The organism is Desulfovibrio piger, from assembly GCF_900116045.1.
Taxonomy (GTDB): Bacteria; Desulfobacterota; Desulfovibrionia; order Desulfovibrionales; family Desulfovibrionaceae; genus Desulfovibrio; species Desulfovibrio piger_A.
Map to the genome: position 1 here is coordinate 2,477,216 of NZ_LT630450.1, position 24,668 is coordinate 2,501,883.

The 24,668-nt window shown below is 66.3% G+C and carries 23 protein-coding genes; 7 read left to right on the forward strand and 16 right to left on the reverse strand.

What is annotated here, in order from left to right; all coding sequences use genetic code 11:
• The first annotated feature begins 119 nt into the window (after positions 1 to 119).
• Together DESPIGER_RS11000 and DESPIGER_RS11005 are read left to right on the forward strand one after the other, a co-directional pair.
• A complete protein-coding gene (locus DESPIGER_RS11000) occupies positions 120 to 749 on the forward strand; it encodes a DUF47 domain-containing protein (RefSeq protein WP_072336807.1) in 630 nt (209 codons plus the stop codon).
• A complete protein-coding gene (locus DESPIGER_RS11005; protein ID WP_072336810.1) occupies positions 742 to 1,746 on the forward strand; it encodes an inorganic phosphate transporter in 1,005 nt (334 codons plus the stop codon). The genes DESPIGER_RS11000 and DESPIGER_RS11005 overlap by 8 nt, the downstream gene beginning before the upstream one ends.
• Before the next feature lie 122 nt (positions 1,747 to 1,868).
• On the opposite strand, the gene DESPIGER_RS11010 is transcribed toward DESPIGER_RS11005, so the two are convergent.
• From DESPIGER_RS11010 to DESPIGER_RS11055, 10 genes are all read right to left on the reverse strand, one after another.
• Complete coding sequence (locus tag DESPIGER_RS11010; protein ID WP_072336813.1) at positions 1,869 to 2,762, reverse strand: DMT family transporter; 894 nt, start codon at positions 2,760 to 2,762, stop codon at positions 1,869 to 1,871.
• A 135-nt stretch (positions 2,763 to 2,897) separates the two neighbouring features.
• Positions 2,898 to 3,812, reverse strand: coding sequence for a D-alanine--D-alanine ligase family protein (locus tag DESPIGER_RS11015; RefSeq protein ID WP_072336816.1), 915 nt, complete (start codon positions 3,810 to 3,812; stop codon positions 2,898 to 2,900).
• A complete protein-coding gene (locus DESPIGER_RS11020) occupies positions 3,769 to 4,458 on the reverse strand; it encodes an HD domain-containing protein (RefSeq protein WP_072337735.1) in 690 nt (229 codons plus the stop codon). Before DESPIGER_RS11020 ends, DESPIGER_RS11015 begins: the two co-directional genes overlap by 44 nt.
• Positions 4,459 to 4,981: 523 nt before the next feature.
• Entirely contained in the window at positions 4,982 to 5,779 is a 798-nt protein-coding gene (locus DESPIGER_RS11025) for a 4Fe-4S dicluster domain-containing protein (RefSeq protein WP_072336819.1), read from the reverse strand.
• Positions 5,780 to 5,793: 14 nt separating this feature from the next.
• Positions 5,794 to 7,356: a hydrogenase gene (locus tag DESPIGER_RS11030; protein WP_072336822.1), complete on the reverse strand. Its 1,563-nt coding sequence runs from the start codon at positions 7,354 to 7,356 to the stop codon at positions 5,794 to 5,796.
• Positions 7,357 to 7,359: 3 nt separating this feature from the next.
• Entirely contained in the window at positions 7,360 to 8,895 is a 1,536-nt protein-coding gene (locus DESPIGER_RS11035; RefSeq protein WP_072336824.1) for a proton-conducting transporter membrane subunit, read from the reverse strand.
• Positions 8,896 to 8,904: 9 nt separating this feature from the next.
• Complete coding sequence (locus tag DESPIGER_RS11040; RefSeq protein ID WP_006008036.1) at positions 8,905 to 9,525, reverse strand: hypothetical protein; 621 nt, start codon at positions 9,523 to 9,525, stop codon at positions 8,905 to 8,907.
• Between the two features lie 3 nt (positions 9,526 to 9,528).
• On the reverse strand, positions 9,529 to 10,461 hold the full coding sequence (locus DESPIGER_RS11045) for a respiratory chain complex I subunit 1 family protein (protein ID WP_072336827.1): 933 nt from the start codon (positions 10,459 to 10,461) through the stop codon (positions 9,529 to 9,531).
• Positions 10,458 to 12,470 carry a proton-conducting transporter membrane subunit gene (locus DESPIGER_RS11050; RefSeq protein WP_083575386.1) on the reverse strand — a complete coding sequence of 671 codons (2,013 nt, stop codon included), beginning with the start codon at positions 12,468 to 12,470 and terminating at the stop codon, positions 10,458 to 10,460. The genes DESPIGER_RS11045 and DESPIGER_RS11050 overlap by 4 nt, the downstream gene beginning before the upstream one ends.
• A 325-nt stretch (positions 12,471 to 12,795) precedes the next feature.
• Complete coding sequence (locus DESPIGER_RS11055) at positions 12,796 to 13,752, reverse strand: UDP-glucuronic acid decarboxylase family protein (protein WP_072336833.1); 957 nt, start codon at positions 13,750 to 13,752, stop codon at positions 12,796 to 12,798.
• Positions 13,753 to 13,978: 226 nt separating this feature from the next.
• Here DESPIGER_RS11055 and DESPIGER_RS11060 point away from each other — a divergent pair, with 226 nt between their 5' ends.
• The gene (locus tag DESPIGER_RS11060; RefSeq protein ID WP_072336836.1) at positions 13,979 to 14,800 is read left to right on the forward strand and encodes a TatD family hydrolase; all 822 of its coding nucleotides are present in this window, start codon (positions 13,979 to 13,981) and stop codon (positions 14,798 to 14,800) included.
• A gap of 363 nt (positions 14,801 to 15,163) precedes the next feature.
• Here the strand turns inward: DESPIGER_RS11060 and DESPIGER_RS11065 are convergent, their stop codons facing one another.
• The 3 genes from DESPIGER_RS11065 to rfbF all read right to left on the reverse strand — a co-directional run bounded on the left by DESPIGER_RS11065 (position 15,164) and on the right by rfbF (position 17,701).
• Complete coding sequence (locus DESPIGER_RS11065) at positions 15,164 to 15,664, reverse strand: dTDP-4-dehydrorhamnose 3,5-epimerase (RefSeq protein WP_407934727.1); 501 nt, start codon at positions 15,662 to 15,664, stop codon at positions 15,164 to 15,166.
• Between the two features lie 57 nt (positions 15,665 to 15,721).
• A complete protein-coding gene (rfbG, locus tag DESPIGER_RS11070; RefSeq protein WP_072336839.1) occupies positions 15,722 to 16,831 on the reverse strand; it encodes a CDP-glucose 4,6-dehydratase in 1,110 nt (369 codons plus the stop codon).
• 105 nt (positions 16,832 to 16,936) lie between these two features.
• Complete coding sequence (rfbF, locus tag DESPIGER_RS11075; RefSeq protein WP_072336842.1) at positions 16,937 to 17,701, reverse strand: glucose-1-phosphate cytidylyltransferase; 765 nt, start codon at positions 17,699 to 17,701, stop codon at positions 16,937 to 16,939.
• A 225-nt stretch (positions 17,702 to 17,926) separates the two neighbouring features.
• Here rfbF and DESPIGER_RS11080 point away from each other — a divergent pair, with 225 nt between their 5' ends.
• Positions 17,927 to 18,589 (forward strand): hypothetical protein, encoded by a 663-nt coding sequence (locus tag DESPIGER_RS11080; protein ID WP_231927571.1) that lies wholly within the window; start codon positions 17,927 to 17,929, stop codon positions 18,587 to 18,589.
• 300 nt (positions 18,590 to 18,889) lie between these two features.
• Here the strand turns inward: DESPIGER_RS11080 and hflX are convergent, their stop codons facing one another.
• Both hflX and DESPIGER_RS11090 read right to left on the reverse strand, forming a co-directional pair.
• The gene (gene hflX / locus DESPIGER_RS11085; protein ID WP_231927572.1) at positions 18,890 to 20,524 is read right to left on the reverse strand and encodes a GTPase HflX; all 1,635 of its coding nucleotides are present in this window, start codon (positions 20,522 to 20,524) and stop codon (positions 18,890 to 18,892) included.
• Positions 20,525 to 20,571: 47 nt separating this feature from the next.
• The gene (locus DESPIGER_RS11090; protein ID WP_072336848.1) at positions 20,572 to 21,168 is read right to left on the reverse strand and encodes an IMP cyclohydrolase; all 597 of its coding nucleotides are present in this window, start codon (positions 21,166 to 21,168) and stop codon (positions 20,572 to 20,574) included.
• Positions 21,169 to 21,291: 123 nt separating this feature from the next.
• Between DESPIGER_RS11090 and DESPIGER_RS11095 the strand changes: the two genes are divergently transcribed.
• The 3 genes from DESPIGER_RS11095 to DESPIGER_RS13005 all read left to right on the forward strand — a co-directional run bounded on the left by DESPIGER_RS11095 (position 21,292) and on the right by DESPIGER_RS13005 (position 24,107).
• On the forward strand, positions 21,292 to 22,101 hold the full coding sequence (locus tag DESPIGER_RS11095; protein ID WP_072336851.1) for an exodeoxyribonuclease III: 810 nt from the start codon (positions 21,292 to 21,294) through the stop codon (positions 22,099 to 22,101).
• Between the two features lie 159 nt (positions 22,102 to 22,260).
• Complete coding sequence (locus DESPIGER_RS11100) at positions 22,261 to 22,989, forward strand: aspartate/glutamate racemase family protein (RefSeq protein ID WP_072336853.1); 729 nt, start codon at positions 22,261 to 22,263, stop codon at positions 22,987 to 22,989.
• Between the two features lie 23 nt (positions 22,990 to 23,012).
• On the forward strand, positions 23,013 to 24,107 hold the full coding sequence (locus DESPIGER_RS13005) for a hypothetical protein (RefSeq protein WP_156831698.1): 1,095 nt from the start codon (positions 23,013 to 23,015) through the stop codon (positions 24,105 to 24,107).
• 56 nt (positions 24,108 to 24,163) lie between these two features.
• On the opposite strand, the gene DESPIGER_RS11110 is transcribed toward DESPIGER_RS13005, so the two are convergent.
• Positions 24,164 to 24,664 carry a metal-dependent hydrolase gene (locus DESPIGER_RS11110; protein WP_072336859.1) on the reverse strand — a complete coding sequence of 167 codons (501 nt, stop codon included), beginning with the start codon at positions 24,662 to 24,664 and terminating at the stop codon, positions 24,164 to 24,166.
• Positions 24,665 to 24,668: the final 4 nt, after the last annotated feature.

Below are 24,668 nucleotides of genomic sequence, written 5' to 3' on the forward strand. Positions count from 1 at the left end.
ATGCCGGCGTACACGATAAGGAATGACGTCAGGGGATCCCGGCTCATCGTCCCTTCCGGCCGTCCGGTACAGGGACCGGGAACCCCGTCCAGGGATCTTTCACATCAAGAGGAGGGCGCATGTTCGCATCCCTGCTTCCCAAGTCCGCTCCGTTTTTCGAAATGCTGCTGGAGCAAAACAGTCACCTGCGCCACATGTCGCGACTGCTGCTCGGCATGCTGGAGGACCTGTCCAGGATGGACGAGGCCCACAAGGAGATCGCCCTGATCGAGGAGGAGGCCGACAAGCTCCACGTGCGCATCATCCGCGACCTGTCGCAGACCTTCATCACGCCCATCGACCGTGAGGACATCCTGCGCATCAACCAGGAGCAGGAAGAAGCCCTGGACGGCCTGCACACCCTGAGCACCCGGCTGCACATCTTCGAGTTCCCCACCATGCGCTTCCCGGCCATGCAGCTGGTGCGCACCATCTGCTCCATGCTGGATCTGACCGGCGAGATGCTGGACGGCCTGACCCGGCGTGAGGACTGCCACAAGACGCGCGCCTTCCGCTACCTGCGCGGCGAGTGCGACATGCTGCTGGCCGTGGGACTGGCCGAGCTCATGGACGACCAGCAGGAGATCACCCCCGCCCGGCTCATGAACATCATGAAGTGGAGCCAGGCCTACGACCGCATCAGCATGCTTCTGGAAAACGTCAACAATCTGGCTGAAACCATCGAAGAAGCGGTGCTGAAGAATGTTTGAGATACCCTTCCTCCTCATTCTCATCGTCCTTGTCGCCCTGGTATTCGACTTTACCAACGGCGCGCACGACTGCGCCAATGCCATCGCCACCGTGGTCTCCACCAAGGTGGTCACGCCCCGCTTCGCCGTGGGCATGGCGGCCGCCCTCAATCTGGCCGGGGCCCTGCTGGGCACCGAGGTGGCCAAGACCCTGGGGGCGGGCCTGGTCCTGCCCGAGGTGGTGCAGGGCAGCCACATCCTTGTGCTGGCGGCCCTGCTGGGCGCCATTTTCTGGAACTGTCTCACCTGGTATTTCGGCATCCCCTCGTCGTCATCCCATGCGCTCATCGGCGGCCTGGTGGGCGCGGCCCTGGCCCATGCCGGGCCCGAGGCCCTCAATTTCAGCGGCATCGTCAACAAGGTGCTGCTGCCGCTGGTGCTCTCGCCGCTGGCGGGCTTCGGCATGGGCTTCCTCATCATGTGGCTCATCTACTGGCTCTTCGCACGGGTCATGCGCAGCAAGGTCAACCGCATCTTCCGCAAGATGCAGCTGGTGTCCGCGGCCTTCATGGCCACCAGCCACGGCCTCAATGACGCCCAGAAGACCATGGGCATCATCACCCTGGCCCTGTTCATCTTCGGCGAGATCGACGAGGTGGCCGTGCCCCTGTGGGTCAAGCTGGCCTGCGCCCTGGCCATGGCCGCAGGGACGGCCATCGGCGGCTGGAAGATCGTCAAGACCATGGGCCACCGCATCTTCAAGCTGGAGCCCGTGCACGGCTTCGCCGCCGAAACGTCGGCCGCCCTGGTCATCTCCGGGGCATCCGTGCTGGGCGCGCCCGTGAGCACCACGCACACCATCTCGGCCTGCATCTTCGGTGTGGGCTCCACCAAGCGCCTTTCCGCCGTGCGCTGGACCGTGGCCGGCCAGCTGGTCACGGCCTGGGTGCTGACCCTGCCCGCGGCGGCCACGGTGGGATTCTGTTCCTACTGGCTGCTGCATCTGATCTGGAATTAGACGGGTACCGCCCTGCGGGGCCCGTGGCTGAAACGCCCCGTGCCGTCCTGGTGACGGCGCGGGGCGTTTGGCTGTTTTGGGGGCAGGGGCCGTCGTATCCCGGGGCCGCGGCCCGGCCGCGATCAGGCTTTGGGGCGGCGCAGGGGCAGGCGGCCTTCGGAGATGACCAGGCCGAGGATGATGAGGGCCATGCCGGTCAGGGCCAGCCCGGTCAGGCGTTCGCCCAGCAAGAGGGTGGCGGTGATGACCGAGACCACGGGCACAGCGTAGATGTAGACGCTGGTCTTGATGGCGCCCAGGATGCGGATGGTGAAGTTCCAGGTGGCGAAGCACAGGGCCGAGGCCCCCAGGCCCAGGAAGAGCAGGTTGGCCAGCATCTCGGGCCGGGCCAGGCGTGCCAGGTCCCAGCGGAAGCCGGACAGCGGCAGGGTGGGCAGCATGAAGAGCAGGCCCCAGCAGAAGATGCGGCGCGTCACCTGCAGGGTGTTGTAGCCGTAGTCGCCTATCTTGCGGGTCAGGATGGAGTAGAATGCCCAGGTCAGGGCCGCCAGCAGGGCCAGGACATCGCCCAGCGGATTGAGCCGGAGCACGGCGTTGCTGTTGACGGCGATGCAGATGATGCCGGACATGGCGCAGACGAAGCCCACGAAAAAGCCGGGGTGCAGGCTCTCGCCCAGGACGATGCGGGCCAGCAGGGCCGTGAGGAAGGGCGAGATGCCCACCAGCACGCCCACGTTGGACGCCGTACTGTAGCTCAGGGCGATGTTTTCCAGCAAAAAGTAGAGGGTCACGCCGCACAGGCCCGCCAGGGCAAAGATAACTTCCCGGCGACGGTCGCGCACATGCAGCAGGCGCGGGCAGGCCAGCAGCAGGGCACAGGCCCCCAGCAGAAAGCGCAGGAAAAGGATCTCGATGGGCGCAAAGGCCTGCAGCAGCACCTTGGTGGAGGTGAAGGTGGCGCCCCAGATGAGGATGGTCAGGATGGCGGCCGCGTGGGCGGCAAGGGTGGGATTCATGGGGCTGCCTCCTTGGGCAGGCGTGCACGATGTGCGGTCGCGCGGTCAGGGCGGGGCCGTTCCCGGCCCGCGGGCCGGGAACGAAAAAGCGCGCTGCCCGCGGACAGCGCGCCTGACGGCGGAAGGGGGCAGGGCTCAGGCCTTGGCGTGCTGCTCCATGCCCAGCTCGATGAGTTTTTCCAGCAGCTGGCCAAAATCCATGCCCAGCTGGGCGGCCTCCTGCGGCACAAGGCTGGTGGGCGTCATGCCGGGCAGGGTGTTGACCTCCAGCAGGTGCAGGCTGTCGCCGGGGCCGAGGATGAAGTCGGCGCGGCTGTAGCCCTTGAGGCCCAGGGCCTTGTGGGCGGCCAGGGCCAGGCGCTGCACCTCGGCGGTGACGGCCGGGGACACGGGCGCGGGGCAGAGCTCGCGCGCGCCGCCGGCGGCGTACTTGCTCTCGTAGTCGAAGTAATCGCCCGCCACGGGCTCGATGAGGATGGGCGGCATGGCTTCCTCGCCCAGGATGCCGCAGGTGATCTCCCTGCCGGGCAGCTGGGGCTCGATGAGCACGCCTTCCCCGGCGGCGAAGATCTCGTCCATGATGGCATCCAGCTCCTGCCGGTTGGCGGCACGGCCCAGACGCAGGGAAGAACCGCCCGTGGTACTCTTGACGAAGAGCGGCCAGGGCAGGCGCGGTTCCCAGCCTGCGGCGGGGCGCACGGGCAGGAATTCCCAGTCGGCCGTGGGCAGGCCGGCCATGCGGAAGATCTGCTTGGCGGCGGCCTTGTTCAGGGCCAGGAAGGAACCGGAAGGCCCGGAGCCCTGGTAGGGACAGTCGGCCTTTTCCAGCATGGCCTGCACCAGACCGTCCTCGCCCGGCGAACCGTGCAGGTTGATGAGGGCAAAGTCGTGCTGCCGGGCGGTCTCCAGCAGGTCGTCGAAATGTTCCAGCAGGTCGAAGAAGGTCACGGCATGGCCGCGTCTGACCAGGGCTTCCTGCATGCCGCGGGCACCGGTCAGCGAGACCTCACGCTCGCTGGACCAGCCGCCCGCTATCAAAAGAATCTTCATGGATGGCATACCCCAGATGCGCCTCGAAGGCGCGTTCGATACATTCGCCCTGCTGCCATGAAAGGCGGATGCCCTTGCGGGCCTTTTCCGTGTGGCCGTAGCGCACCAGCAGGTCCTCATAACGCTGGCGCAGGGGCACGCACTGGTCGTGCTTGACCCGCTTGTCAGCATAGATCACGAAAAACGGGATGGAGAACAGGCGCCCGGGCTCCCGTTCCGGGACGGCCCAGGGCCAGTGGACGTGCAGCAGCACGCCCTGCGCCAGGGCATGGTTGCGGGTCTCGGCCACCACCCAGCTGGCCCCCAGCTGGGCATGGCTGCCGCCGTGCAGGACGCTGTAGGTCTTGGCGATGTCGTGCAGCATGGCGCTGGCGCGCACAGCGGCCACATTGACCGGGAAGCCGGCCGCGCGGGCCCGCCGGGCCAGCTCGGTGGCGATATGGGCCACCAGGCGCGAATGGGCGCGGATATTGTCCAGCATGCCATATTTGTCCCACAGGGCCATGCAGGCGGCATCATCGGGGATGCCGCCCTGCGCGGGAGGGGCCAGGGCCGGTTCGGGCAGGCAGGCCAGCGGGTGCACCAGAGGCCATTCGCCGTTTTCCGGCCTGCCGATGACGGGGGTGGATGTGGTGAAGATGGACATGGCGGCAGTATGCCACCGGCCCGGGGGGAAGGCAACGTAAAAGAGCTTCGCCTGCGCGGCGGGCGGCACGACGCCTTCGGCGTACGCCGCCCGATCGGCGCGCTCAATGGATGGGGAAGGGAGGTATAACGATGGCAGAGCGGCCGCTGGTTGGGGGATGGATGTGCAGGAGCGTCGTGTGGAAGGGTGCCGCCAGTGGCGTGGAAGTTCCTCTTGGCAGAACAGGATAGACTGATTGTCTGTTCGTGATGGAGCTATCAGGGGCTGGGAGGAAGGCCTTGCAGACGTTGTGGGCGCGTTTGGGGCGATGAAAAGCGCAGATTGCTTTGTATTACGAGGAGAGCGGTCGCTCGTCCGCATCCGGGGCGAGCATCCGGGGCGGCAAGGACCGGGGAAAGCGGCACGTTTTTTATCTGTCCGTCAGGACAAAATAAAACGCGCTGGGGAGGGGGAGGGGAGTTTGAGGGGAGGGGGAAGCCCCTCTCGCGTCAGCAGAGGGGTTCCCCCTCCCCTCATCTAGCCTTTACAGCACGTCTTTTTCCGACTTGAGGCGCAGCAGGCCGTCGAGGATGCTCCAGGGGCTGGGCGGGCAGCCGGGCACGAAGAGCTGCACGTCGCACAGGGGCGGCAGGCCGCCGCAGCACTCGTCGCTGTCGGCGAAAAGGCCGCCGGAGATGGCGCAGGAGCCCACGGCGATGGCGATGCGCGGTTCGGGCACGGCGGCCCAGGTGGCCAGCACGGCGTCGCGCATGTTGCGGCTCACGGGGCCGGTGACCAGGATGCCGTCGGCATGGCGGGGCGAGGCCACGAAGCTGATGCCGAATTTGCCCAGGTCATAGACCAGGGTGCCCAGCACGTTGGTATCGGCCTCGCAGGCGTTGCAGCCGGCGGCGCTGATCTCGCGCAGCTTGAGCGAGCGGGAGAACAGGCCGTGGCAGGCCGTGGGCGTGTGCGGGGGGCGGGGCCGGGCCGTGACGATGAGGTCCTCACGGGTAAAGGCGGCCACGCGGTAGTCTTTGGTGAAGCGGATCAGGCCCTCGCCGCGTGCCGCGGTACAGGCACGGGCACAGGCGCCGCAGAACAGGCAGCGCCCCATGTCCAGGGCGATGCCGCCGGTCTCGCCGGCGGGGCCGGGCCCGGCGGGCGAGAGCTTGCGCAGGGCCCCGGTGGGGCAGACGTCGAGGCAGGCGCGGCAGGCGCCGCAGTCCCCGGCCGCGATCTCGGGGCGCCCCATGTAGCGGGGCGAAAGGCCCGGCGCCTTGCGGGGAAAGTCCAGCGTCCTGTATTTCTGGTGCAGGCGTTCCTTGAAGATGTCCAGCATGTCAGTCCTCCTGCCTACAGGTCGTGGCCGCAATAGGAAAGGTTGAAGCTCTTGTTGCAGAGCGGGAAGTCGGAGATCTGTTCGCCGCGCAGGGCCATCTCCAGACCGCTCCAGTTGTGCCACGAAGGATCGTAGATCTTGTAGACGCCGAAGCGGCCTTCCGCATCCGTGACGGCCACATGGCACAGCTCGCCGCGCCAGCCTTCCACTTGGGCCACGGCCAGCATGCCGCCGGGCAGGGCCCCGGGCATGGGCGCGCGCCAGAGGGCGGCATCGCTCTCGCTCCCGTTGAGCTTTTCCTCCTCGCCCAGACGGGCCAGATGCTGGAGGTCGGCCTCCACCAGGCGCACGGAGTCGGCCACTTCCAGACGGCGCACCGTGGCGCGGCCCAGCACGTCGCCGCCCTGGGCGGTGCGGATGTCGGTATCTTCCAGCGGCAGGCGGGAAAGGGGCGCATGGCGCCGGGCATCGCGCGGCAGGCCGCAGGCACGCGCGGCCACGCCCACCATGCCGAAGACCTCGGCGGTGCGCAGGCTGACGCAGCCCGTGCCGGTCAGACGGTCCAGCACGCTGGGCGAGGCGAACATCACGTCCACGGCGCCCCTGACATCGCGCCAGCCCGCACGCAGGCGGTCCAGCAGGCCGCGGCAGGCGGCGGGATCCAGATCCCGGCTGACGCCGCCGGGGCAGACCAGACCGCGCCCGAAGCGGTTGCCGCAGATCTCGGCGGTCATGTTGAGGAAGTCGCCGCGGATGCGGCCGTTCCAGGACGAGGTGGGCAAAAAGCCCGTATCGCCCGCGATGGCGCCCAGATCGCCGGTGTGGTTGGCCAGGCGTTCGAACTCCAGGCCCATGCGCCGCAGCAGCTGGGCGCGCAGCGGCACGCTGACGCCCGCCAGACGTTCCAGCACCACGCAGTAGGCCGTGCAGTGGCCCACGCTGGTATCCCCGGCCACGCATTCCATGAGCGCGGCATCGCGCAGGTGCGGGCCTCCGGCCAGCATCTTTTCCACGCCGCGGTGCTGGAAGCCCAGGCTGATCTCCAGATTGAGCACGTTCTCGCCGTAGCACTGGAAGCGGAAGTGCCCGGGCTCGATGATGCCCGCATGCACGGGGCCCACGGCCACTTCGTGGACCTCGCTGCCCTCCACGCGGTAGTGGTCGCACTGGGCCGGGCCGGGACGCTCCGCGCCCGGGGCGGGCGTGGTGTAGCGCACGGGCTTGAGCCAGGGGTGGCCCTCGGGCACGATGCCCCAGGCCTCGTGGACCTCACGCTCGAAGCGCTGGAGCTGGGGGCACTCCAGGCTCATGGACGCATAGCGGTCCAGCGGCAGGCAGCGGGAGGCCCACAGTTCCTGCTGCCGGTCATGGGCCATGACGCAGCACAGACCGGCGGCGGCCGTATTGCCCGCCACCAGCGCCAGCTCGCCCGGGGCGTACAGGGCCCGGGGCAGGCCGAAGAAGGCCAGCACGCGCCAGCCGTGCGCCACCTGCGTCAGGATGGCGGCCCTCAGGGAGGCCGCGTCAAGACAGGGGATGTCGGCCAGTCTGGCCGGGGAAGCATAGGAAAAACGCATGGTCTAGCCTCCAATGAGGGCCGCGCCGGCGCGCAGCAGCTTTTCGACGCCGTCGGGCATCCAGAAACCCAGCAGCAGCACGCCCAGGCCCAGGGTCATGGGCGGCAGTACGCTCAGGGCGGACTCACGCGGGCATTCGGGCATGTCGGTGGGGCGGGTGCCCTGGAACATGCGCAGCACGGCCACGGACATGCCCACGAAGATGATGGCCAGGGCCAGCAGGTACAGGGCGGCCACCAGCCACTGGCCCTGCTGCAGGATGCCCTTGAGGATCAGGAACTCGCTGACGAACAGGCCGAACGGCGGCGAGCCCACGATGGCCAGGAAACCGCCCATCCACAGGGCGCCGGTGACGGGCATGGTCCAGCGCAGGCCGTGCACGTCGTAGCTGGAATAGGTGTGGTAGCGGGCCAGGATGTTGCCGGCCAGCAGGAAGAGCATGCACTTGGTCAGCGAATGGCACACGGCATGCAGCATGCCGCCGAAGGCCGCGGCGCCGCCCAGGCCCACGGCCAGGGCCAGGATGCCCATGTGCTCCACGCTGGAGTAGGCCAGCATGCGCTTGTAGTGGCCCTGTCCCACGATGAAGATGGCGGCCACGAACATGGAGACCAGGCCGAAGAAGACCAGCAGCGTGCCGCTGAACCCGCCCAGGCCCGCGCCCAGCATGATCTGGTGCCCGCGCAGGATGCCCAGGAAGGCGCAGTTGAGCAGGGCGCCGGACAGCAGGGCCGAGACCAGCGAGGGGGCCTGGCTGTGGGCGTCGGGCAGCCAGTTGTGCAGGGGCGCCAGGCCCATCTTGGTGCCGTAGCCCACCAGCAGGAAGATGAAGGCCGCCTTGAGCCAGGGCAGATAGGTGGCCGCGCTCTGGGGCGCATCCAGCACGGCCAGGGCATCGGCGCGCTGCCGGGCCAGATGGCGGAAGGCCTCCACCTGGTCCATGCTCTCCACCGGCGGCACGCCGGGCTCGTAGAAGGCCACGGAAAGCAGGATGTTGCCCAGCAGGGCCAGGGCGATGCCCACGGAACAGATGATGAGGTATTTCCAGGTGGCTTCCAGCGACTGCTTGTGGCGGTGGAAGTAGATGAGGGGCGCGCTGGACAGGGTGGTGATCTCGATGCCCACCCACAGGGCGCCCAGATGGCGCGTGGTGGTGACCAGCGTCATGGCCGAGAGGAAGAAGCACAGGCAGGCCGTGAAGCGGCGTTCCGGGGCATTGGTGAAGGCCCGGCCGTCCAGGATGCTGGCACGTTCGGTGATCCGGGCCTCGTCGCGCAGATAGCCCACGCCGTAGACCGAGGCCACCAGAAAGAGCACGCTGGCCAGCACGAGGAAGAGCGTGCCCAGCGCGTCAGGCGCCAGCAGACCGGCCAGGGCCTGCGGATGCAGGCCGCCGCTCACGTCGGCGGCCAGTTTGAGGGAAAGGGCCGTGTGCAGCACGGCCGTGAGCAGGAGCAGGCCGCGGCAGACGGTGGTATTGCCCAGCAGCAGCATGAGCAGTCCGGCGCACAGGGGCGCAAACAGCAGACATTCCAGCATGGTCGCCCCCTAGTCGCGCAGATCGTGGAAGCCTACGTCGATGGATTCGAACGTGTGGCTGATGTGGTTGATGGCGATGCCCATGACGAAGACCGCCACGAAGATGTCCAGCAGCAGGGTCAGCTCGAACCAGACGGCACCGGCCGTCATGAGCGGGATGCCCAGCAGGAAGATGCCGTTTTCGGCCACCAGATAGCCCATGACCTGCGAGAGCGCCGTGGCGCGGCCCACCACCAGCAAGAGGCCGCAGAACAGCGTGGTCAGGCCGGCGGGCAGGAGCAGGGGCGGGAAGAGGCCGGGCGTCATGGGCAGGCGGCCTTCCAGCCAGAGCGAGAAGACCAGGCAGGCCAGACCGGTGAGCACGGCCAGGCCGAAGCCCAGACGGGGCTTGATGTGCGGATCGGCACCGATCTGGCGCCGGGTGCGGTGCAGCAGCCAGGGGAGCAGGCCGCCCTTGATGAGCAGCACGGCCACGGCCAGCAGGGCATGGTCATGCATGAGCAGCAGGCCGCCCAGCAGGATGCCCTGCGCGGTCACCAGATTGATGAGCGTGCGCAGGCGGCCCATGCCCAGCAGGGCCAGGTTGTTGAGCGTCAGCAGGAAGAGGAAGAACTGGAAAAGAGCGCTCATGGTTTACCTCACCTGGGTCAGGATCAGGGCCAGGGCCGAAAGCACGGCCGCGCCGCCCAGCAGCACGGGCACCTTCTGCATGCGCAGACGGGCCATGACGGATTCCACTATGCCCACCAGCACGGCCACGGCGAAGATGCAGGCCAGCCAGCACAGGCTCTGCTGCCACAGGGGCAGGTCGGGCACCAGGATGCCCGCGGGCAGGGCCGCGAAGAACCACAGCTTGAGGGCCGCGCCGTACTCGATGAAGGAGAGGCTGGGGCCGGAGTGGTCCAGGATCATGACCTCGTGGATCATGGTCAGTTCCAGATGGGTGGTGGGGTCGTCCACGGGGATGCGGCTGTTCTCCACCAGCAGCAGCACGAAGAAGACCATCGGCACCAGCAGCAGCTCGGCGCGTCCCAGCAGCCATTCGTGGGCCGGGCGGCCGCCCAGCATGCCGGAAAGGGAAAGCGCATCGTGCATGCCTAGGGCGGAGCCCACGCCCACCAGGGTCAGCAGGCAGAGGAAGAGCACCGGCTCGGACAGGGCCGAGAAGGCGGCCTCGCGGCTGGCGCCCATGCCTTCAAAGGAGGAGCCCGTGTCCAGGGCGGCCAGCATGGTCAGAAAGCGGCCCAGGCCCAGCAGGTAGGCGGCCAGCAAAAAGTCGCCGGAAAAACGCAGCGGCGAGGCCATGCCGCCCAGGGGCAGCAGGGCTAGGGCGCAGAGCACCGTGGCCAGGCCCACCACCGGGCCCAGCGTGAAGACGGGCGTGGTCACATGGCTGATGACCTCGCCCTTGCGCAGGCCCTTGACGATGTCGAAGTACAATTGCAGCACAGGCTTGCCGTGCCTGCCCGCCACCTTGGCCTTGACACGGGCTATGATGCCCGGCAGCAGCGGCGCCAGCAGCAGGGCCAGCGCATACTGGAAACAGTAGAAGGCGAGATCGCTCATGCGTGCAGCCCCCAGGCCAGCAACGCCACCAGCGTGGCGAGGATGTAAAGGATATAGAGATGGATCTTGCCGTGTTGCAGGATCTTGCACATGTTGCAGAGCTTCTCCACGCCTTCGAACAGCGGCGTGAACAGGCCCGTGCGCAGACGGTCGGGGGCGGAGATGGCCACAGACGCCTTGCCGGGGAAGTAGCGGCCGTCCAGCTCCTGATGCACCTTCAGGCCCATGGCGCCGCCGAAGAGGCGGCCCAGCGGCTCGGAGAAGGAAGCGTCCGTGTACTGCACGCGCGCCGTCCCGTACCGGTAGCCGCAGCCCCAGGTCTCCTCGCGGCGCAGACGGCCGGCGATGCAGGCCTTGCGCAGCAGCCACAGGGCGGCCACCAGGGCCAGCAGCACCATGCCCACCAGCGAGACCGTGCCCAGCATGTCGGCCACGCGCAGCATGACCTGCTGTCCGGCGGCCGGATCGGGCAGGGGCGCGTTGACCGTGCTGATGAGCCAGCGGAAGCAGTGGCCGGAGGCCAGGCCGCCGGCCACGCAGAGGAAGGCCGGGATGGCCAGGGGCCAGAGGTCACGGGGACGGGGGCGGTGGGCCTCTTCCACGCAGCGGCTGCGCGGCGCGCCCAGGAAGGTGATGCCGTAAGCCTTGGCATAGGTGGCGGCGGCCAGACCGGAGACCAGGCCCAGCACCACCAGCGCCATGAGCAGGCCCAGCTGCTGTTCCACACCGGGCAGGCTGGAGCCGTCCAGCAGGGAAAGGGCCAGCACGAATTCACCGGCAAAGCCGTTGAAGGGCGGGAAGCAGGCGATGGAGACCGCGCCGATGCCGAAGGCGGCGCCCACCAGGGGCATGCGCTGCTGCAGGCCGCCCAGCAGGTCCATGCGCACCGTGCCGGTGGCGTGCAGCACCTCGCCGGCGGTGAGGAAGAGCAGGCCCTTGAAGGCCGAGTGGTTGAGCATGTGGAACATGGCACCGGCCAGGCCCAGGGTGCCGATCCAGCTGTTGCCGCTGTGGCTGCCGATGAGCCAGGCCCCCACGCCCATGAGCATGAGGCCCATGTTCTCCACGCTGGAGTAGGCCAGCAGGCGTTTGAGGTTGCTCTGGGCCAGGGCCTTGAGGATGCCCATCAGCGCCGTGCCCAGGCCCAGGAACAGGGCCAGCCAGCCCCACCAGGCCGGAGCGGCGCTCAGAGGGGCCACGAATTCGCAGCTGCGGATGATGCCGTACAGGCCCGCATTGATCATGGCGCCGGAGAGCAGGGCCGAGATGTGGCTGGGCGCGGCCGGGTGGGCCTCGGGTAGCCAGACGTGCATGGGCGCGATACCGGCCTTGGCGCCGAAGCCCAGCAGGGAGAGCACGAACAGGACCGAGGCCAGCGGCACAGCGGGGCCTTCCCTGAGGGGCAGGACGGCGAAGGCCGTGTCGCCCGCGTTCTGCCAGAGCAGGCCGAAGAAGGCCAGCAGCAGCACGGCGCCCAGGTGGGCGGCCACCAGATAGACCCACGAGGCGTCGCGCACGTTGCGGTCGCTGTCGTTGAAGTCGATGAGGAAGAAGGGCGACAGGGACATGACTTCCCAGGCCAGCAGGAAGAGCACGGCGTCACGGGCCATCATGACCACGGCCATGCCCAGCACCAGCAGCAGATAGAAGAGCCAGTGGGCGGCCAGGTTATGCTCGCTGGCGCGGGTATGGCGCAGCGAGATGCCCCCGGCGCAGGCACAGACGAAGCCCAGGCCGAAGACCGGCAGCAGGAAGACGCGGGAAAGGGCGTCCAGCCCCAGACTCAGGCTGCCCACGGGCAGGCCCCAGGCCTGGGTCCACAGCAGGCTGTCTGTCCAGCTGTCCGTGAACAGGCCCGCCATGCCCAGGGCACAGCCGCAGGCGGCTCCCAGAGGGCCGGACAGGTCGGCCAGCCGGGTCGTGGCGGGCGTGGGGCGGGCAAAGGCCAGCAGCCCCAGACCGGCGGCGCTGACCGCCAGTACACACAGAGCCAGTAAAATCAGAAACATGGGCACACTCCGACATTCAGACCGTCAAAGTACACGATGCGGCCCTGCCGTGGGCAGGACCGCATCTGTGCGAACTTTTCTGGCGGCATGGTCCGAGCGCTCCTTCCCCGGAGACTTGCAGCGTCCATGCCGGACGGACAGACGGACTCCCTGTCCGTCAAGGGTTGTGGTTGCGCGTCCGTACCGGCCGGTACGGATCCCCCCTGCGCCGCCTTCCCCGGGCGGCGCATCATATATGAGTTCGACCGGAGCAGGGACGGCGGCGCGCTGTCCGCTCAGGGACGGTGTTGCGCTCGTCGGCATCCCCTGCTCCGGGCACGGGCTTTTAGGCCAGACCCTTGCGGATCTGGGCGTCGAAATAGGCGATGGTCTTTTTCAGGCCTTCTTCCAGCTGGACCCTGGGCTCCCAGCCCAGGACCTCGCGGGCCAGGCTGATGTCGGGACGGCGCTGTCTGGGGTCGTCGCCGGGCAGGGGCTCGCAGATCAGCCTGGAGCTGCTGTTGGTGAGTTCGATGACCTTCTCGGCCAGTTCGCGGATGGTGAACTCGCCGGGGTTGCCCATGTTCACGGGGCCGGTGAAGTCGTCGGGCGTGGCCATGAGGCGGCACATGCATTCCACCAGGTCATCCACATAGCAGAAGGAGCGGGTCTGGCTGCCGTCACCGTAGATGGTGATGGGCTCGCCCTTCAGGGCCTGCACGATGAAGTTGGAGACCACGCGGCCGTCGTTGGGATGCATCTTGGGGCCGTAGGTATTGAAGATGCGGCCCACCTTGATGTTCACATTGTTCTGGCGGCGGTAGGAGAAGAACAGGGCCTCGGCGCAGCGCTTGCCTTCGTCATAGCAGGAGCGGATGCCGTTGGGGTTCACATGGCCCCAGTAGCTCTCGGGCTGCGGATGCACGTCGGGGTCGCCGTAGACCTCGCTGGTGGAGGCCTGGAAGATGCGCGCCTTCAGGCGTTTGGCCAGGCCCAGCATGTTGATGGCGCCGTGGACGCAGGTCTTGATGGTCTGCACGGGGTCGTGCTGGTAGTGGACGGGCGAGGCCGGACAGGCCAGGTTGTAGATCTCGTCCACTTCCACGAACAGGGGGAAGGTCACGTCATGGCGCAGCAGCTCGAAGCGCTTGTTGTCCATGAGCTCTTCCACATTGGAGCGGGCGCTGGAAAAGAAATTGTCCACGCACAGGACCTCGTGCCCCTCGTCCAGCAGACGTGCGCACAGATGCGAGCCCAGAAAACCCGAACCACCGGTGACAAGAACCCGTTTTCGCAAATGCATGATAGCCTCTCAACGTAAAATGACCAATAGGCGCAGAGAGTGTACGCCCTTGTTCCGGGACTGGCAATGCCTGAAACAGGGCTTTTTTCGCGGCGGGGCAGGGGCTTGCGTCCCGCGGCCGCCCCTGCTAGAAGCCATGCCAGACGGGCGCCCGCCGGGGATGGGGCGGTGTCCGCCCCCGGGCCGTGCCGCCCGCATCCCGCATGCCCGCCATCCCGGATCAGCCATGAGCCACAAGAAAGTTGAACGTATCGACCCCCTGACCCAGGCCCTGCCCTGCGTGGGCTGTGACAGCCACGCCCATCTGGACGGCGAGGAATTCGACGCCGACCGCGAGGAGGTGCTGGCCCGCGCCCGTGCCGCCGGTGTGGCCACCATCGGCAACATCTTCCTGCATCCCGATACCTGGCGGCAGAAGCGCGCGTATTTCGCCGCGCACCCCGAGGTCTTCTTCGTGCTGGGCATCCATCCCTGTGACGGGCAGCAGTGCACGCCCGAGGTCATGGCCGCCATCCGGGACGCCTTTGCCGGGGATGGGCGCCTGCGCGCCGTGGGCGAGATTGGGCTCGATTTCTACTGGGACGACTGCCCCAGGGAGATCCAGTACCAGGCCCTGCACGACCAGCTGCAACTGGCCCGCGAGCTGGAAAAACCCGTGGTCATCCATTGCCGCAATGCCGAGGCCGAGACCCTCACGACCCTTGAGGCGCGCGGTTTTGCCGGGTACCCGCTGCTCTGGCACTGCTTTGGCGGCGATGCCGACATGGCCCGGCGCATCATCCGCAACGGCTGGCACATCTCCATCCCCGGCCCGGTCAGCTATCCGGCCAACAAGGCCGTGCGCGAGGCCCTGGCCGTCATCCCTGACGACCGCCTGCTGCTGGAGACCGACAGCCCCTACCTTTCGCCCGTGCCCTGGCGCGGCAAGCGCAACGAGCCCGCCTTCACGGTGTTCACCGTGCGCCACATGGCCGCCGCCCGCGGCATGGAGCCCGAAGAACTCTGGCGGCTCTGCGGCGACAACGCCCGCCGTTTCTTCGGCGTATAGACGCATGGGGCGGGGGGCCCTTTCCCTCCTGAACGCGTTTTGTCAGTGTGTCAGGGAGGCTGACGGGCATCGTGTCGTGGAGGTGGACGCACGATGCTGCTCCCCGACGGTGTAGGCAAACGGTATTTGCAAAAAAGCCGGGCGACCGCTCAACTGCGGCTCCCGGCTTTTTTTGATGCCGCGGCGATGCGAACCGGCAAGGGAGGGTCGCCTGCTCTCGTGGGTGCCGTCATATCTCACCGGCATACCATGTGGGGGCGCAGCGCATGGTGCGGCGTATCGCGGAACGGAGCGTAGTGGAGAGGGGAGGGGAAACCTTCCCCTGGTCCGGGCGTGGTTCCCCCTCCCCTCACAAAGGCCTTTCTAGTCCCAGCTGTAGGGGATGTCCTTCGTATCGGCGGGCAGGTGCTCGCCTTCTTCAGGGTCGTGGGGCAGGTCGGCGCAGTTGCAGATCAGGGCCGGTCCGTCACCGGCGGCGGTGAAGCCGTACCAGACCCCTGTGGGGATACGCAGCAGGCCGTAGTGGTCGGGGCGGCCCAGCAGCAGTTCCAGCAGCACGTTTCGGGTGGGCGAGTCGGGGCGGGCATCGTAAAGGACGAGGTGCAGCAGGCCGTGGGGCACGGCATAATACTGTGTCTGACGGCGGTGGCGCTTCCAGGCCTTGACGGCCCCGGGCAGGACTTCGGAGAAATAGACCTCGCCCAGATGCAGTTCCCCGTCGGCCGTCCCGGCGCCGGGGCGCAGGGGGGAGTCGGGGCGCAGCATGTGCAGCACCGGGCCGCCTGGGGTGTCGATGACCTTCAGGGGCTGGAAGCAGACGCCGATGATGCCCATGTCCGGGCACGGATGTTCGGAACGTTCCATGAGGGTATCCTTTTCTGGACAGCGGACCCGCCCGGCGGGGCCGGGCGGACTGCCGGTTTATCTGGTCCAGGGCTGTTCGCGCTGTTCGGCGGCGTTCACATAGGCCGCGATCTGGCCCAGGCTGAAGTCCAGCATGGAGCCCGTCCCGGCGCCGTCGCCGCGATAGAAACGATGGTACCATTCGGCGGTGAAGCGGATGGTCTCCTCAAAGGTCAGGGTGGCTTTCCAGCCCAGGTGGGCCAGGGCCTTGTCGCAGCAGAGCTTGAGCAGGGTGCATTCCTTCATGCCCGCCTGTCCGGCCTTGTCCATCTCGCTGCGGAAGCCGGGCCAGTGCAGGGCCAGGGCCTCCACCACTTCCGCCACGGTATTGTTGACGCTGGCGGCAGGGCCGAAGTTGTAGGCCTCGCCGCGGGTCTCGAAGGGGCCCTTGCGCGCGCCCAGCAGATGGGCGCCCAGCCACAGATAGCCGGACAGGGGCTCCAGCACCAGCTGCCAGGGGCGGGTGGCCCAGGGGCTGCGGATCTGCACGGCCTGACCGGCGGCCCAGGCGCGGGCGCAGTCGGGCACGATGCGGTCGGCGGCCCAGTCGCCGCCGCCGATGACGTTGCCGGCGCGCACGGTGGCGCAGGCCGGGCCGTCCTTGAAAAAGCTCTTGAAATAGGAATGGGCGATGATCTCGGCGCAGCCCTTGGAGGCGGAATAGGGATCGTCGCCGCCCAGATGGTCGGTCTCGCGGTAGCCCCAGACCCACTCGTCGTTGCGGTAGCACTTGTCCGAGGTGATGAAGACCGCGGCTTCCACGCTGGGGCACCGGCGCACGGCCTCCAGCATGTTGAGGGTGCCCAGCATGTTGGCCTCGAAGGTCAGGGGCGCGTCTTCGTAGGATTTGCGCACCAGGGCCTGGGCGGCCAGATGGAAGACCACATCGGGGCGGAATTCCTTCATGGCGCGGATCACGGCGTCACGGTCGCGGATGTCGCCGCGCACGTCCTGGACATGCCGTCCCAGATGCATGGCCTCGAAATGGGACGGGCTGGTGGGCACGCAGTCGGCAAAGCCGCAGACGGTGGCGCCCATCCGGCTCAGCCACGCGGCCAGCCAGGAGCCCTTGAAACCGGTATGGCCGGTGATGAACACACGGCGGCCTTCATAACAGTTGGCAAACATGGTCTTCTCCTGCCGGTCGCGCTTGCGCCGGCGTCTGACGGAAGGGGGGAGGGCCGCCGGACGGCGCCCTGAAGGAAGGCGGGGCCGCGGCCCCGCCGGGAGGGTCTATTTCCAGAAGGCCTTGCCGCTGTCCCACAGCTCGTTGAGCTTGATGGAGTCGCGCAGGGTGTCCATGCACTGCCACTGTCCGGGGTGCTGGTACATGGAGAGCTGGCCTTCGGCGGCCAGGCGCTGCAGGGGCTCTTTTTCCAGGTCGCAGGATTCGTCTTCGTCCAGATAGTCCAGGAACTCGCGCTTGAAGACGAAAAAGCCGCAGTTGATGTACTCGTTGAGCACGGGCTTTTCTTCCCAGGACAGGATATTGCCGTTCCCGTCGGTGCGCACGGTGCCGAAGCGCGAGGGCATGCGCACACCGGTGAAGGTCCCGATGGTGCCGGACTTCATGTGGAAGTCGATGAGCTTGTTGATGTCGATGTCGGCCACGCCGTCACCGTAGGTGACCATGAAGCGGTCGGTATCGATGTAGCGGGCCACGCGCTTCAGGCGGCCGCCCTTGAGGGTCTCCTGCCCGGTGTCGCACAGGGTCACGCGCCAGTCCTCGATCTCGCGGGGATGGGGGGTGACGGCGCCGCTGCGCAGGTCCACGGTGAAGTCCGTGTTGCGGATGTTGTAGTCGTGGAAATACTGTTTGATGTATTCGCCCTTGTAGCCCAGGGGCAGGATGAAGTCCTTGAAGCCGAAGCGGGCATAGATGTTCATGATGTGCCAGAGCACGGGCCGCCCGCCGATCTCGACCATGGGCTTGGGTTTGATGACGGTCTCTTCCCGCAGCCGGGTGCCCTTGCCGCCGCACATGATGATGACTTTCATACAGCCTCCGCCTGTCCGCCGCGGGAGCGGGACAGCAGTTGCCAAAGGTTTCGTATCGCGACCGGCCGGGATGGCGCGGTCGGCCGGGGGCGATGCTAGCAAAAGGCGTGACGGAAAAAAAGCCCTTGTTTTCCGGCCGCCGGCCGCAGATGCGGCGCTTGGCAAGCACCGGCGTCTGCGCTATGGTGTATGTCGCCCGAAAGTATTTGCTGCATGGAGGCTCCTATGCGTAGAACCTACAGATCCCTGTTGCCGGCGGCCCTCATCCTGTTGTGCGGCCTGCTGGCGTCCTGCCTTTCGTCCGGCCCGGAAAAGCCGCTCGGCGCCATGGCCGATGCCATGGAAAAGAACGACAGCGCGGCCTTCCTGGCCCAGATGGACATGCCCCTGTTCGCCGCCAACGAGGCGCGGAACATGACCAGCGAGAACGAGGCCCTGAACATGCTGGATTCCCTGGGGCAGGACCTGGGGCTGGGCGGTATGGACCAGCTGCTGGGCAGCGCCCTGAACATGGAGGACAAACTCCGCAAGAGCCTGACCCGCGGAGTCTCCACCGGTGAGCTCATGGCCCATTGCCGCAAGGCCGAGCGCCCCGACTGCCCGTGGGTGCCGGAATCGCTCAGGAACGCCAGGGTCGTGGAGCTGGGCCCCGATGCCGCCGTGGCTTCCGTGACCACGCCCGCCGGCATGACCTCCTGGCTGGCCCTGCGGAAGCAGGGCGAGAACTGGCGCGTGGTGGGCCGGGCCGTCATGGAGAACATGGCCCGCGCCTTCGCCCAGGCCGGGCAGGCCAAGGCCGCGCCCGCCGCTCCGGCCAAGGCGCAGCAGCCCGCCGCCACGCCCGCGCCCAAGCCCGCCCCCAAGGGCGACGGCGCTGTCACCTTGTAGACAACGGCAAGGTCGCCGTCGTGTGACGGCAGGATGTCGTCATGATGCCGTAAGGGCCGCTCCGGGAGCGGCCCTTTTTCATATGGCGCCAGCCGGTGGGGCACCTGAGGCACAGACCGGAAATCCATCTGTCAGGCGGGTGGGGACAACATGTCATGCAAAGGGGCGGCCGGTTACGGTCGTTTTTCGTCCAAAGCGATGCGGCTCCCGGGAAAAGGTCGGGGAAGGGCCCCGGGGGCAGGCTGTGTCCGGCGGCTGTCCTGAAAAAAACGGGCGTCGCCCGCTCCGGCCGCCGGCGTGTCATTGCAGGACGGGGCCGCCCTCTTCAAAGGGGATGAGCAGCTGTGTCTGCTGGGTGCTGAGCAGCATGTTCTCCAGCACCTCCAGCAGGCGCTTGAGGCCGTCGCCGGTACGGGCGGAGACGGGGATGGCGTGCGGGAAGGCATCGGCCAGTTCGGCGCGGGCGGGCACGTCCAGCAGGTCCCACTTGTTGAGCAGCAGGATGCGCGGCATGTGCTGCAGCTCCAGTTCCTCAAGGATGGTCTCCACAGAGGTGATCTGCTGCAGCAGGTCGGGATGCGAGGCGTCGGCCACATGCACCAGCAGGTCGGCGGACTCCAGCTCTTCCAGCGTGGCGCGGAAGGCATCCATGAGCTCCCTGGGAAGGTTGCGGATGAAGCCCACGGTATCGGCCAGGATGATCTCGCGCTCGGCCGGGAAGCGCAGACGGCGGGTGGTGGGGTCGAGGGTGGCGAAGAGCTTGTTCTCGGCCAGCACCTCGGAGCGGGTCAGGTTGTTGAGCAGGGTGGACTTGCCCGCGTTGGTGTAGCCCACCAGCGCGGCCAGGGGGATGCCGCGACGGGCGCGGCGGGAACGGGTGAAGGCCCGCTGACGGCGCAGCTGGTCCAGCTCCTTGCGCAGGCGGGCCATGCGTTCGCGGCTGCGGCGGCGGTCGGTCTCCAGCTTGGTCTCGCCGGGGCCGCGTCCGCCGATACCGCCCATGAGGCGGTCCATGGCGCGGTTCTTGCCGGTAAGGCGGGGCTGGGTGTAGCGCAGCTGGGCCAGTTCCACCTGGAGCTTGCCCGCGCGGGTCACGGCATGCTGGGCGAAGATGTCCAGGATGAGCTGGGTGCGGTCCAGCACCTTGCGTTCGGTGATGTCGGCCAGATTGTGGAGCTGGGCCGGGGAAAGCTCGCCGTCGAAGACCAGGATCCCGGCGCGGCCTTCCAGGGCCAGCACTTCCAGCTCGGCCATCTTGCCCTTGCCCAGGATGAACTTGGGGTTGACCTGGGCCACGCGCTGCACCATGCGTCCGGCCACGGCCAGCCCGGCGGTGCGGGCCAGCTCGGCCAGCTCGTCGAGGTTGCGTTCCTGGATGATGCGGGGCTGGGCCGCTACGGAGACCAGCAGGGCGCGGGGCGCGTCCGAGGCCTCGCGCGTGTCGTCGCTCCTGCGGGCCAGCTCTTCTTCCAGGGCTTCGGCGGTGGCGGCGAAATGGGCGCTGGTCTGGTCCCAGGGGCGGAGCTGCTCCACCCGGTAGGGCTGCCCGGCCACGGGCGTGGGCAGCAGATGGGCCTCCTGCCACTGCACGGGGTCGCCGTCGGGGTTGACGGTCAGCACGATGATGGCGTCCAGACGCAGGAAGAGCAGGTCCATGAGGTCTTCCTGGCTGAGGCCGTCCGGCGTGAGGTGGGTGTGGAGCAGACGAAGGCCGCGCAGACGGTCGGCGCCGGAGCGGGCGCGGGGCAGTTCCGGGATCAGGATCCCGCCTGCCTCGCCCACCAGCACCATGTCCACGCGGCCTTTACGGTCGATGAGCATGCCCAGCTGGCGCCCCAGGGCGCGCGACAACAGCGACAGTTCCCGGGCTTGGTCGATGGTGTAGACATCGGTGGCCGGGAAACGCCGTGTGGTCAGCCGGTTGAGGGCCTTCAACTGGCTGGGCTTGAGCCCCTGCAGGTTGCCTTCGAGCCTGGAAATGGCTAGGCCCCCGGACGCAGGTAGGAGGTGATGAGGGCGTCGTAGCGCGAGGTGGCTTCGAACGCGCGCGAGGCCATGGCCTGGCGGAAGTCCAGGCTGACCTTCATGCCGTGTTCCTTCATCTCCTGCATGGCGGTGGCATACCATTTGGTGCCGGGCAGCACCAGGATGCTGTGGAAGTTCTTGGCAGCGGCGCGGATCATGCAGGGACCGCCGATGTCGATCTCCTCCACGGCCTGTTCCAGTGAGAGCTTGCGCTCCACGGCACCGGCAAAGTCGTACAGGTTCACGCAGACCAGGTCAAAGGGCTTGATCCCCTTTTCTTCCAGCGTGGCCATGTGCTCGGGAAGGTCCTTGTTGGCAAGGATGCCCCCGTGGATCTTGGGATGCAGCGTCTTCACGCGGCCGCCCAGGATCTCGGGGAAGCCGGTGACGTCACTGACGGCCGTCACGGGCAGACCGGCTGCCTGCAGGGCCTTCATGGTCCCGCCGGTGGAGACCAGCTCCACGCCGTTTTGCGACAGGAAGGTGGCAAACTCCACCAGACCGGTTTTGTCCGTCACGCTCAGGATGGCGCGACGGATAGGAAGCATATCCATACGGATTCTCCTTGGCTCATGTTGGCATTATTGCCGCAGGCGATTTTGCCAGAAAAACGGCCCGTCCGCAATGCCGCGCTTGCGGCCGGCAGCGCCTGCCGCTATGCTGGCGGCGGAGGTCCTATGTCCATCAGACTCGTATCCTGGAACGTCAACGGCCTGCGTGCCGTGTCCGCCAAGCCCGAATGGCGCTGGTTCGCCGAGAACACCTGCGATGTCATCGGCCTGCAGGAGACCAAGGCCATGCCCGAACAGCTCCGGCCCGAGGTGGCCAGCCCCGCAGGCTGGGAAGCGCACTGGGCGTCCAGCGTGGTGAAGAAAGGCTATTCCGGCGTGGCCGTGTTCAGCCGCATCAAACCGCTGGCCGTACACTGCGAGCTGCCCCAGCCGGAATGGCAGGGCGAAGGGCGCATCCTGCATCTGGAATTTGAAAAATTCCACTTCTTCAACGGCTATTTCCCCAACGGCGGCGCCGAGGAACTGGACGAGAACGGCAAGCCCATCCCCGGCCGCTTCAAGCGCGTGCCCTACAAGATGGGCTTTTTCGACGCCTTCACGGCCTATGCGGAAGAATGCCGCAAAAGCAAACCCGTCGTGGTCTGCGGGGACTTCAACATCGCCCACAGGGCCATCGACCTGGCGCGGCCCAGGCAGAACGAGAAGAACACCGGCTTCTTGCCCGAAGAGCGCGCCTTCCTGGACCGCTTCACGGCCCTGGGCTATGTGGATACCTTCCGCCACGTGCACGGCGACGTGGAAGGCCGCTATTCCTGGTGGTCGTACAAGATGCGCGCCCGCGAGAAGAACGTGGGCTGGCGCATCGACTATTTCTTTGTTTCGGAAGAGCTGAAACCGTACATCCGCGACGCCTGGATCGAGGACGACGTCTACGGCTCGGACCACTGCCCCGTGGGCCTGGAGCTGGACATCTAGCCCGGCAGGCCCGGACGGTATCCCTGCCGGGAGCAGCGCCGCGGCCGGAGGTACGGCCCCTGTCCGTACAGACAGGGCCTTCGCCGTCATCCCCGGGCGTCTAGCCGGCATGCCCGTGCCGGCAGGCACGCGTCATTGAAGCATCAGAGGTGAAGCCACATGAAAACCATCGGTCTTCTGGGCGGCATGAGCTGGGAAAGCACGCTGACCTATTATCAGATCATCAACATGGTGACGGCCCAGACCCTGGGCGGTCTGCATTCGGCCCGCTGCCTGCTCTACAGCGTGGACTTCGACGAGATTGAACGCTGCCAGCAGGCCGGGGACTGGGACAAAAGCGCCCGCATCCTGGCCGAGGCCGCGCAGGCCCTGGAGCGGGGCGGGGCGGACTTCCTGGTCATCTGCACCAACACCATGCACAAGGTGGCCCCGCAGATCGCCGCCGCCGTGGGCATCCCGCTGATGCACATCGCCGACGTGACGGCCCGGCAGCTGCACATGGCGGGCGTGCAGCGCGTGGGCCTGCTGGGCACCCGCTACACCATGGAAGAGGATTTCTACACCGGCCGTCTGGAAGCCAACGGCCTGCAGGTGCTGGTGCCCGAAGCGGAAGCCCGGGCCGAGATCAACCGCGTCATCTTCGAGGAGCTCTGCCGGGGCGAGGTCAGGGACAGCTCACGCGAGGCCTTTTTGCGGGCCATCCGGGATCTGGCCGCCCGGGGCGCCCAGGGCGTGATCCTGGGCTGCACCGAGATCGGCATGCTGGTGCAGCAGGAGGACATCGCCGTGCCCCTGTTCGATACCACGCTCATCCACGCCCGCACGGCCGCGCTGGTGGCCATCAACGGGACGCCGGTGGATACCGAGCCGGTGAAGGTGAAGAAGTAGTTTCGCGGCAAGCGGAGTGAGGTATGCAGGCTCTGATCGAGCGTATCAAACAGAATATCCCGGAATACCGAGCCTATGATGAGGCGGCGACCAGAAACAGCATCATTTTGCCGATGTTAAGCAAGCTGGGCTGGGACATTTTTTCCCGAGACAGTGTCTATCCTGAATATCCTGTCGGTTCCAAAAGGGTCGATTATTCCCTCCGCATTCTGGGGCAGAACCGCTTCTTCATCGAGACGAAGCGCTGCAATGTCGACCTGGCCTGCCATCAGGAACAGCTTCTCGGCTACGCTTTTCATTTTGGTGTCGAGCTGGCCTGCTTGACCAACGGCATCACATGGCAGTTTTTTCTGCCGCTCAAATCCGGTGAATGGGAGCAGCGCCTGTTTTATACAGTGGATTTTGAAAACCAGAGCCCAGACGAGATTGAAAAGTTCTTCGTGGATATCCTGCGTCGTGAGGCTGTGGAAGACAGGACAGCTGTTGAAAAGGCTGAAGACATCTTTGTCAAAAAAAACAGACATGCTGTCATCAAAGCGGTGTTTCCGGCTGTCTGGAAAGAGCTCATCACAAATCCGCCCAGAGAATTTCTGGACGTGATTTGTGACAAGATTGAGAAAACATGCGGCTATCGTCCAGATGATGCTACGGTCACCAGATTTTTGCTTAAAACGCAACGAGGACGGTCTGTGCCCACAACGTCCGCACCTGTTCAGGGCCATACCGATGTCCAGAGCTGTTCCGGGCAGGCAAGGCTGCGTAACAATCCTGCTTCACGAGAGGAAAACGCACTTCCTGTGGAAAAAATTATGCTTCGAGGAATAGAAATCCCTCTTGAGCGTACAGGAAGTAACAGCAGAAGATATTTTTCAGAAGTTCTTCCTAAGTTGTTTTCCGTCCTAACAGAACAGGAACTCAAAAATCTAAAGGATATTTCATTTTGTAAAAAATATATTACAATGCATGATTTCCCGTTAATTTCTCATGAACCTATGCTGGATAAGCATGGTTATCATAGATCGTGGGGAAAGAAAATCTCTGGATACTATGTTTATTCACAATGGTATCAGGATAGTACATTGAAATCGTGGAAGCAGTACTTATTAGGACTCGCTTAAAAAGGATAATCAAAAGCCCCCTGGTTTCAGGGGGCTTTTTCGTCATGAATTTCCAGCTAAAAATGCAGCACGGGCATGCCCAGCTGGCGGACGTGGCGGATGAGCTCCTTCATTTCCGGGCCCAGCAAAAAGCCCAGCAGGACGAGCATCACGCCCAGGAAGACATATTCGCCCACGCTGCCGGTGGAGCAGACCTTGAACGAGAGTTTGTTCTTGCGGGAAAAGGGATGCAGGGGGATGCCCGAAGGGGTCAGCATGTCCAGCACCACATGGCTGATGCCGCCCAGGCCGATGCCCAGCAGGGCGGGCTGCCAGTGCGGGGGCACCAGATGGCTGCACGCCAGCAGCAGGATGGCGACCCACCAGCCGAACCAGTGGGTGGTGCCGCGGTGGATCTGGTTGAAGGTGCGCTGCGGGTTGCGGGAGCGCTTGGCGATGGCCTGGTCGAGCTTGTCGGGCAGGATGGCGCCGAGGCAGGCGGCGACCACGCCTTCCAGCGGCAGGTGCAGGGCCAGGGCGGCGCCGACGCCCGCCGTCTGGTGGGTGATCCATTTCATGGGA

What these genes read in the sequence shown, in the direction of transcription:
- DESPIGER_RS11000 (WP_072336807.1), top strand. Translation starts at nt 120, where the DNA reads ATGTTCGCATCCCTGCTTCCCAAGTCCGCTCCGTTTTTCGAAATGCTG.
- DESPIGER_RS11005 (WP_072336810.1), top strand. Translation starts at nt 742, where the DNA reads ATGTTTGAGATACCCTTCCTCCTCATTCTCATCGTCCTTGTCGCCCTG.
- DESPIGER_RS11010 (WP_072336813.1), bottom strand. Translation starts at nt 2,762, where the DNA reads ATGAATCCCACCCTTGCCGCCCACGCGGCCGCCATCCTGACCATCCTC.
- DESPIGER_RS11015 (WP_072336816.1), bottom strand. Translation starts at nt 3,812, where the DNA reads ATGAAGATTCTTTTGATAGCGGGCGGCTGGTCCAGCGAGCGTGAGGTC.
- DESPIGER_RS11020 (WP_072337735.1), bottom strand. Translation starts at nt 4,458, where the DNA reads ATGTCCATCTTCACCACATCCACCCCCGTCATCGGCAGGCCGGAAAAC.
- DESPIGER_RS11025 (WP_072336819.1), bottom strand. Translation starts at nt 5,779, where the DNA reads ATGCTGGACATCTTCAAGGAACGCCTGCACCAGAAATACAGGACGCTG.
- DESPIGER_RS11030 (WP_072336822.1), bottom strand. Translation starts at nt 7,356, where the DNA reads ATGCGTTTTTCCTATGCTTCCCCGGCCAGACTGGCCGACATCCCCTGT.
- DESPIGER_RS11035 (WP_072336824.1), bottom strand. Translation starts at nt 8,895, where the DNA reads ATGCTGGAATGTCTGCTGTTTGCGCCCCTGTGCGCCGGACTGCTCATG.
- DESPIGER_RS11040 (WP_006008036.1), bottom strand. Translation starts at nt 9,525, where the DNA reads ATGAGCGCTCTTTTCCAGTTCTTCCTCTTCCTGCTGACGCTCAACAAC.
- DESPIGER_RS11045 (WP_072336827.1), bottom strand. Translation starts at nt 10,461, where the DNA reads ATGAGCGATCTCGCCTTCTACTGTTTCCAGTATGCGCTGGCCCTGCTG.
- DESPIGER_RS11050 (WP_083575386.1), bottom strand. Translation starts at nt 12,470, where the DNA reads ATGTTTCTGATTTTACTGGCTCTGTGTGTACTGGCGGTCAGCGCCGCC.
- DESPIGER_RS11055 (WP_072336833.1), bottom strand. Translation starts at nt 13,752, where the DNA reads ATGCATTTGCGAAAACGGGTTCTTGTCACCGGTGGTTCGGGTTTTCTG.
- DESPIGER_RS11060 (WP_072336836.1), top strand. Translation starts at nt 13,979, where the DNA reads ATGAGCCACAAGAAAGTTGAACGTATCGACCCCCTGACCCAGGCCCTG.
- DESPIGER_RS11065 (WP_407934727.1), bottom strand. Translation starts at nt 15,664, where the DNA reads ATGGAACGTTCCGAACATCCGTGCCCGGACATGGGCATCATCGGCGTC.
- rfbG (WP_072336839.1), bottom strand. Translation starts at nt 16,831, where the DNA reads ATGTTTGCCAACTGTTATGAAGGCCGCCGTGTGTTCATCACCGGCCAT.
- rfbF (WP_072336842.1), bottom strand. Translation starts at nt 17,701, where the DNA reads ATGAAAGTCATCATCATGTGCGGCGGCAAGGGCACCCGGCTGCGGGAA.
- DESPIGER_RS11080 (WP_231927571.1), top strand. Translation starts at nt 17,927, where the DNA reads ATGCGTAGAACCTACAGATCCCTGTTGCCGGCGGCCCTCATCCTGTTG.
- DESPIGER_RS11090 (WP_072336848.1), bottom strand. Translation starts at nt 21,168, where the DNA reads ATGGATATGCTTCCTATCCGTCGCGCCATCCTGAGCGTGACGGACAAA.
- DESPIGER_RS11095 (WP_072336851.1), top strand. Translation starts at nt 21,292, where the DNA reads ATGTCCATCAGACTCGTATCCTGGAACGTCAACGGCCTGCGTGCCGTG.
- DESPIGER_RS11100 (WP_072336853.1), top strand. Translation starts at nt 22,261, where the DNA reads ATGAAAACCATCGGTCTTCTGGGCGGCATGAGCTGGGAAAGCACGCTG.
- DESPIGER_RS13005 (WP_156831698.1), top strand. Translation starts at nt 23,013, where the DNA reads ATGCAGGCTCTGATCGAGCGTATCAAACAGAATATCCCGGAATACCGA.
- DESPIGER_RS11110 (WP_072336859.1), bottom strand. Translation starts at nt 24,664, where the DNA reads ATGAAATGGATCACCCACCAGACGGCGGGCGTCGGCGCCGCCCTGGCC.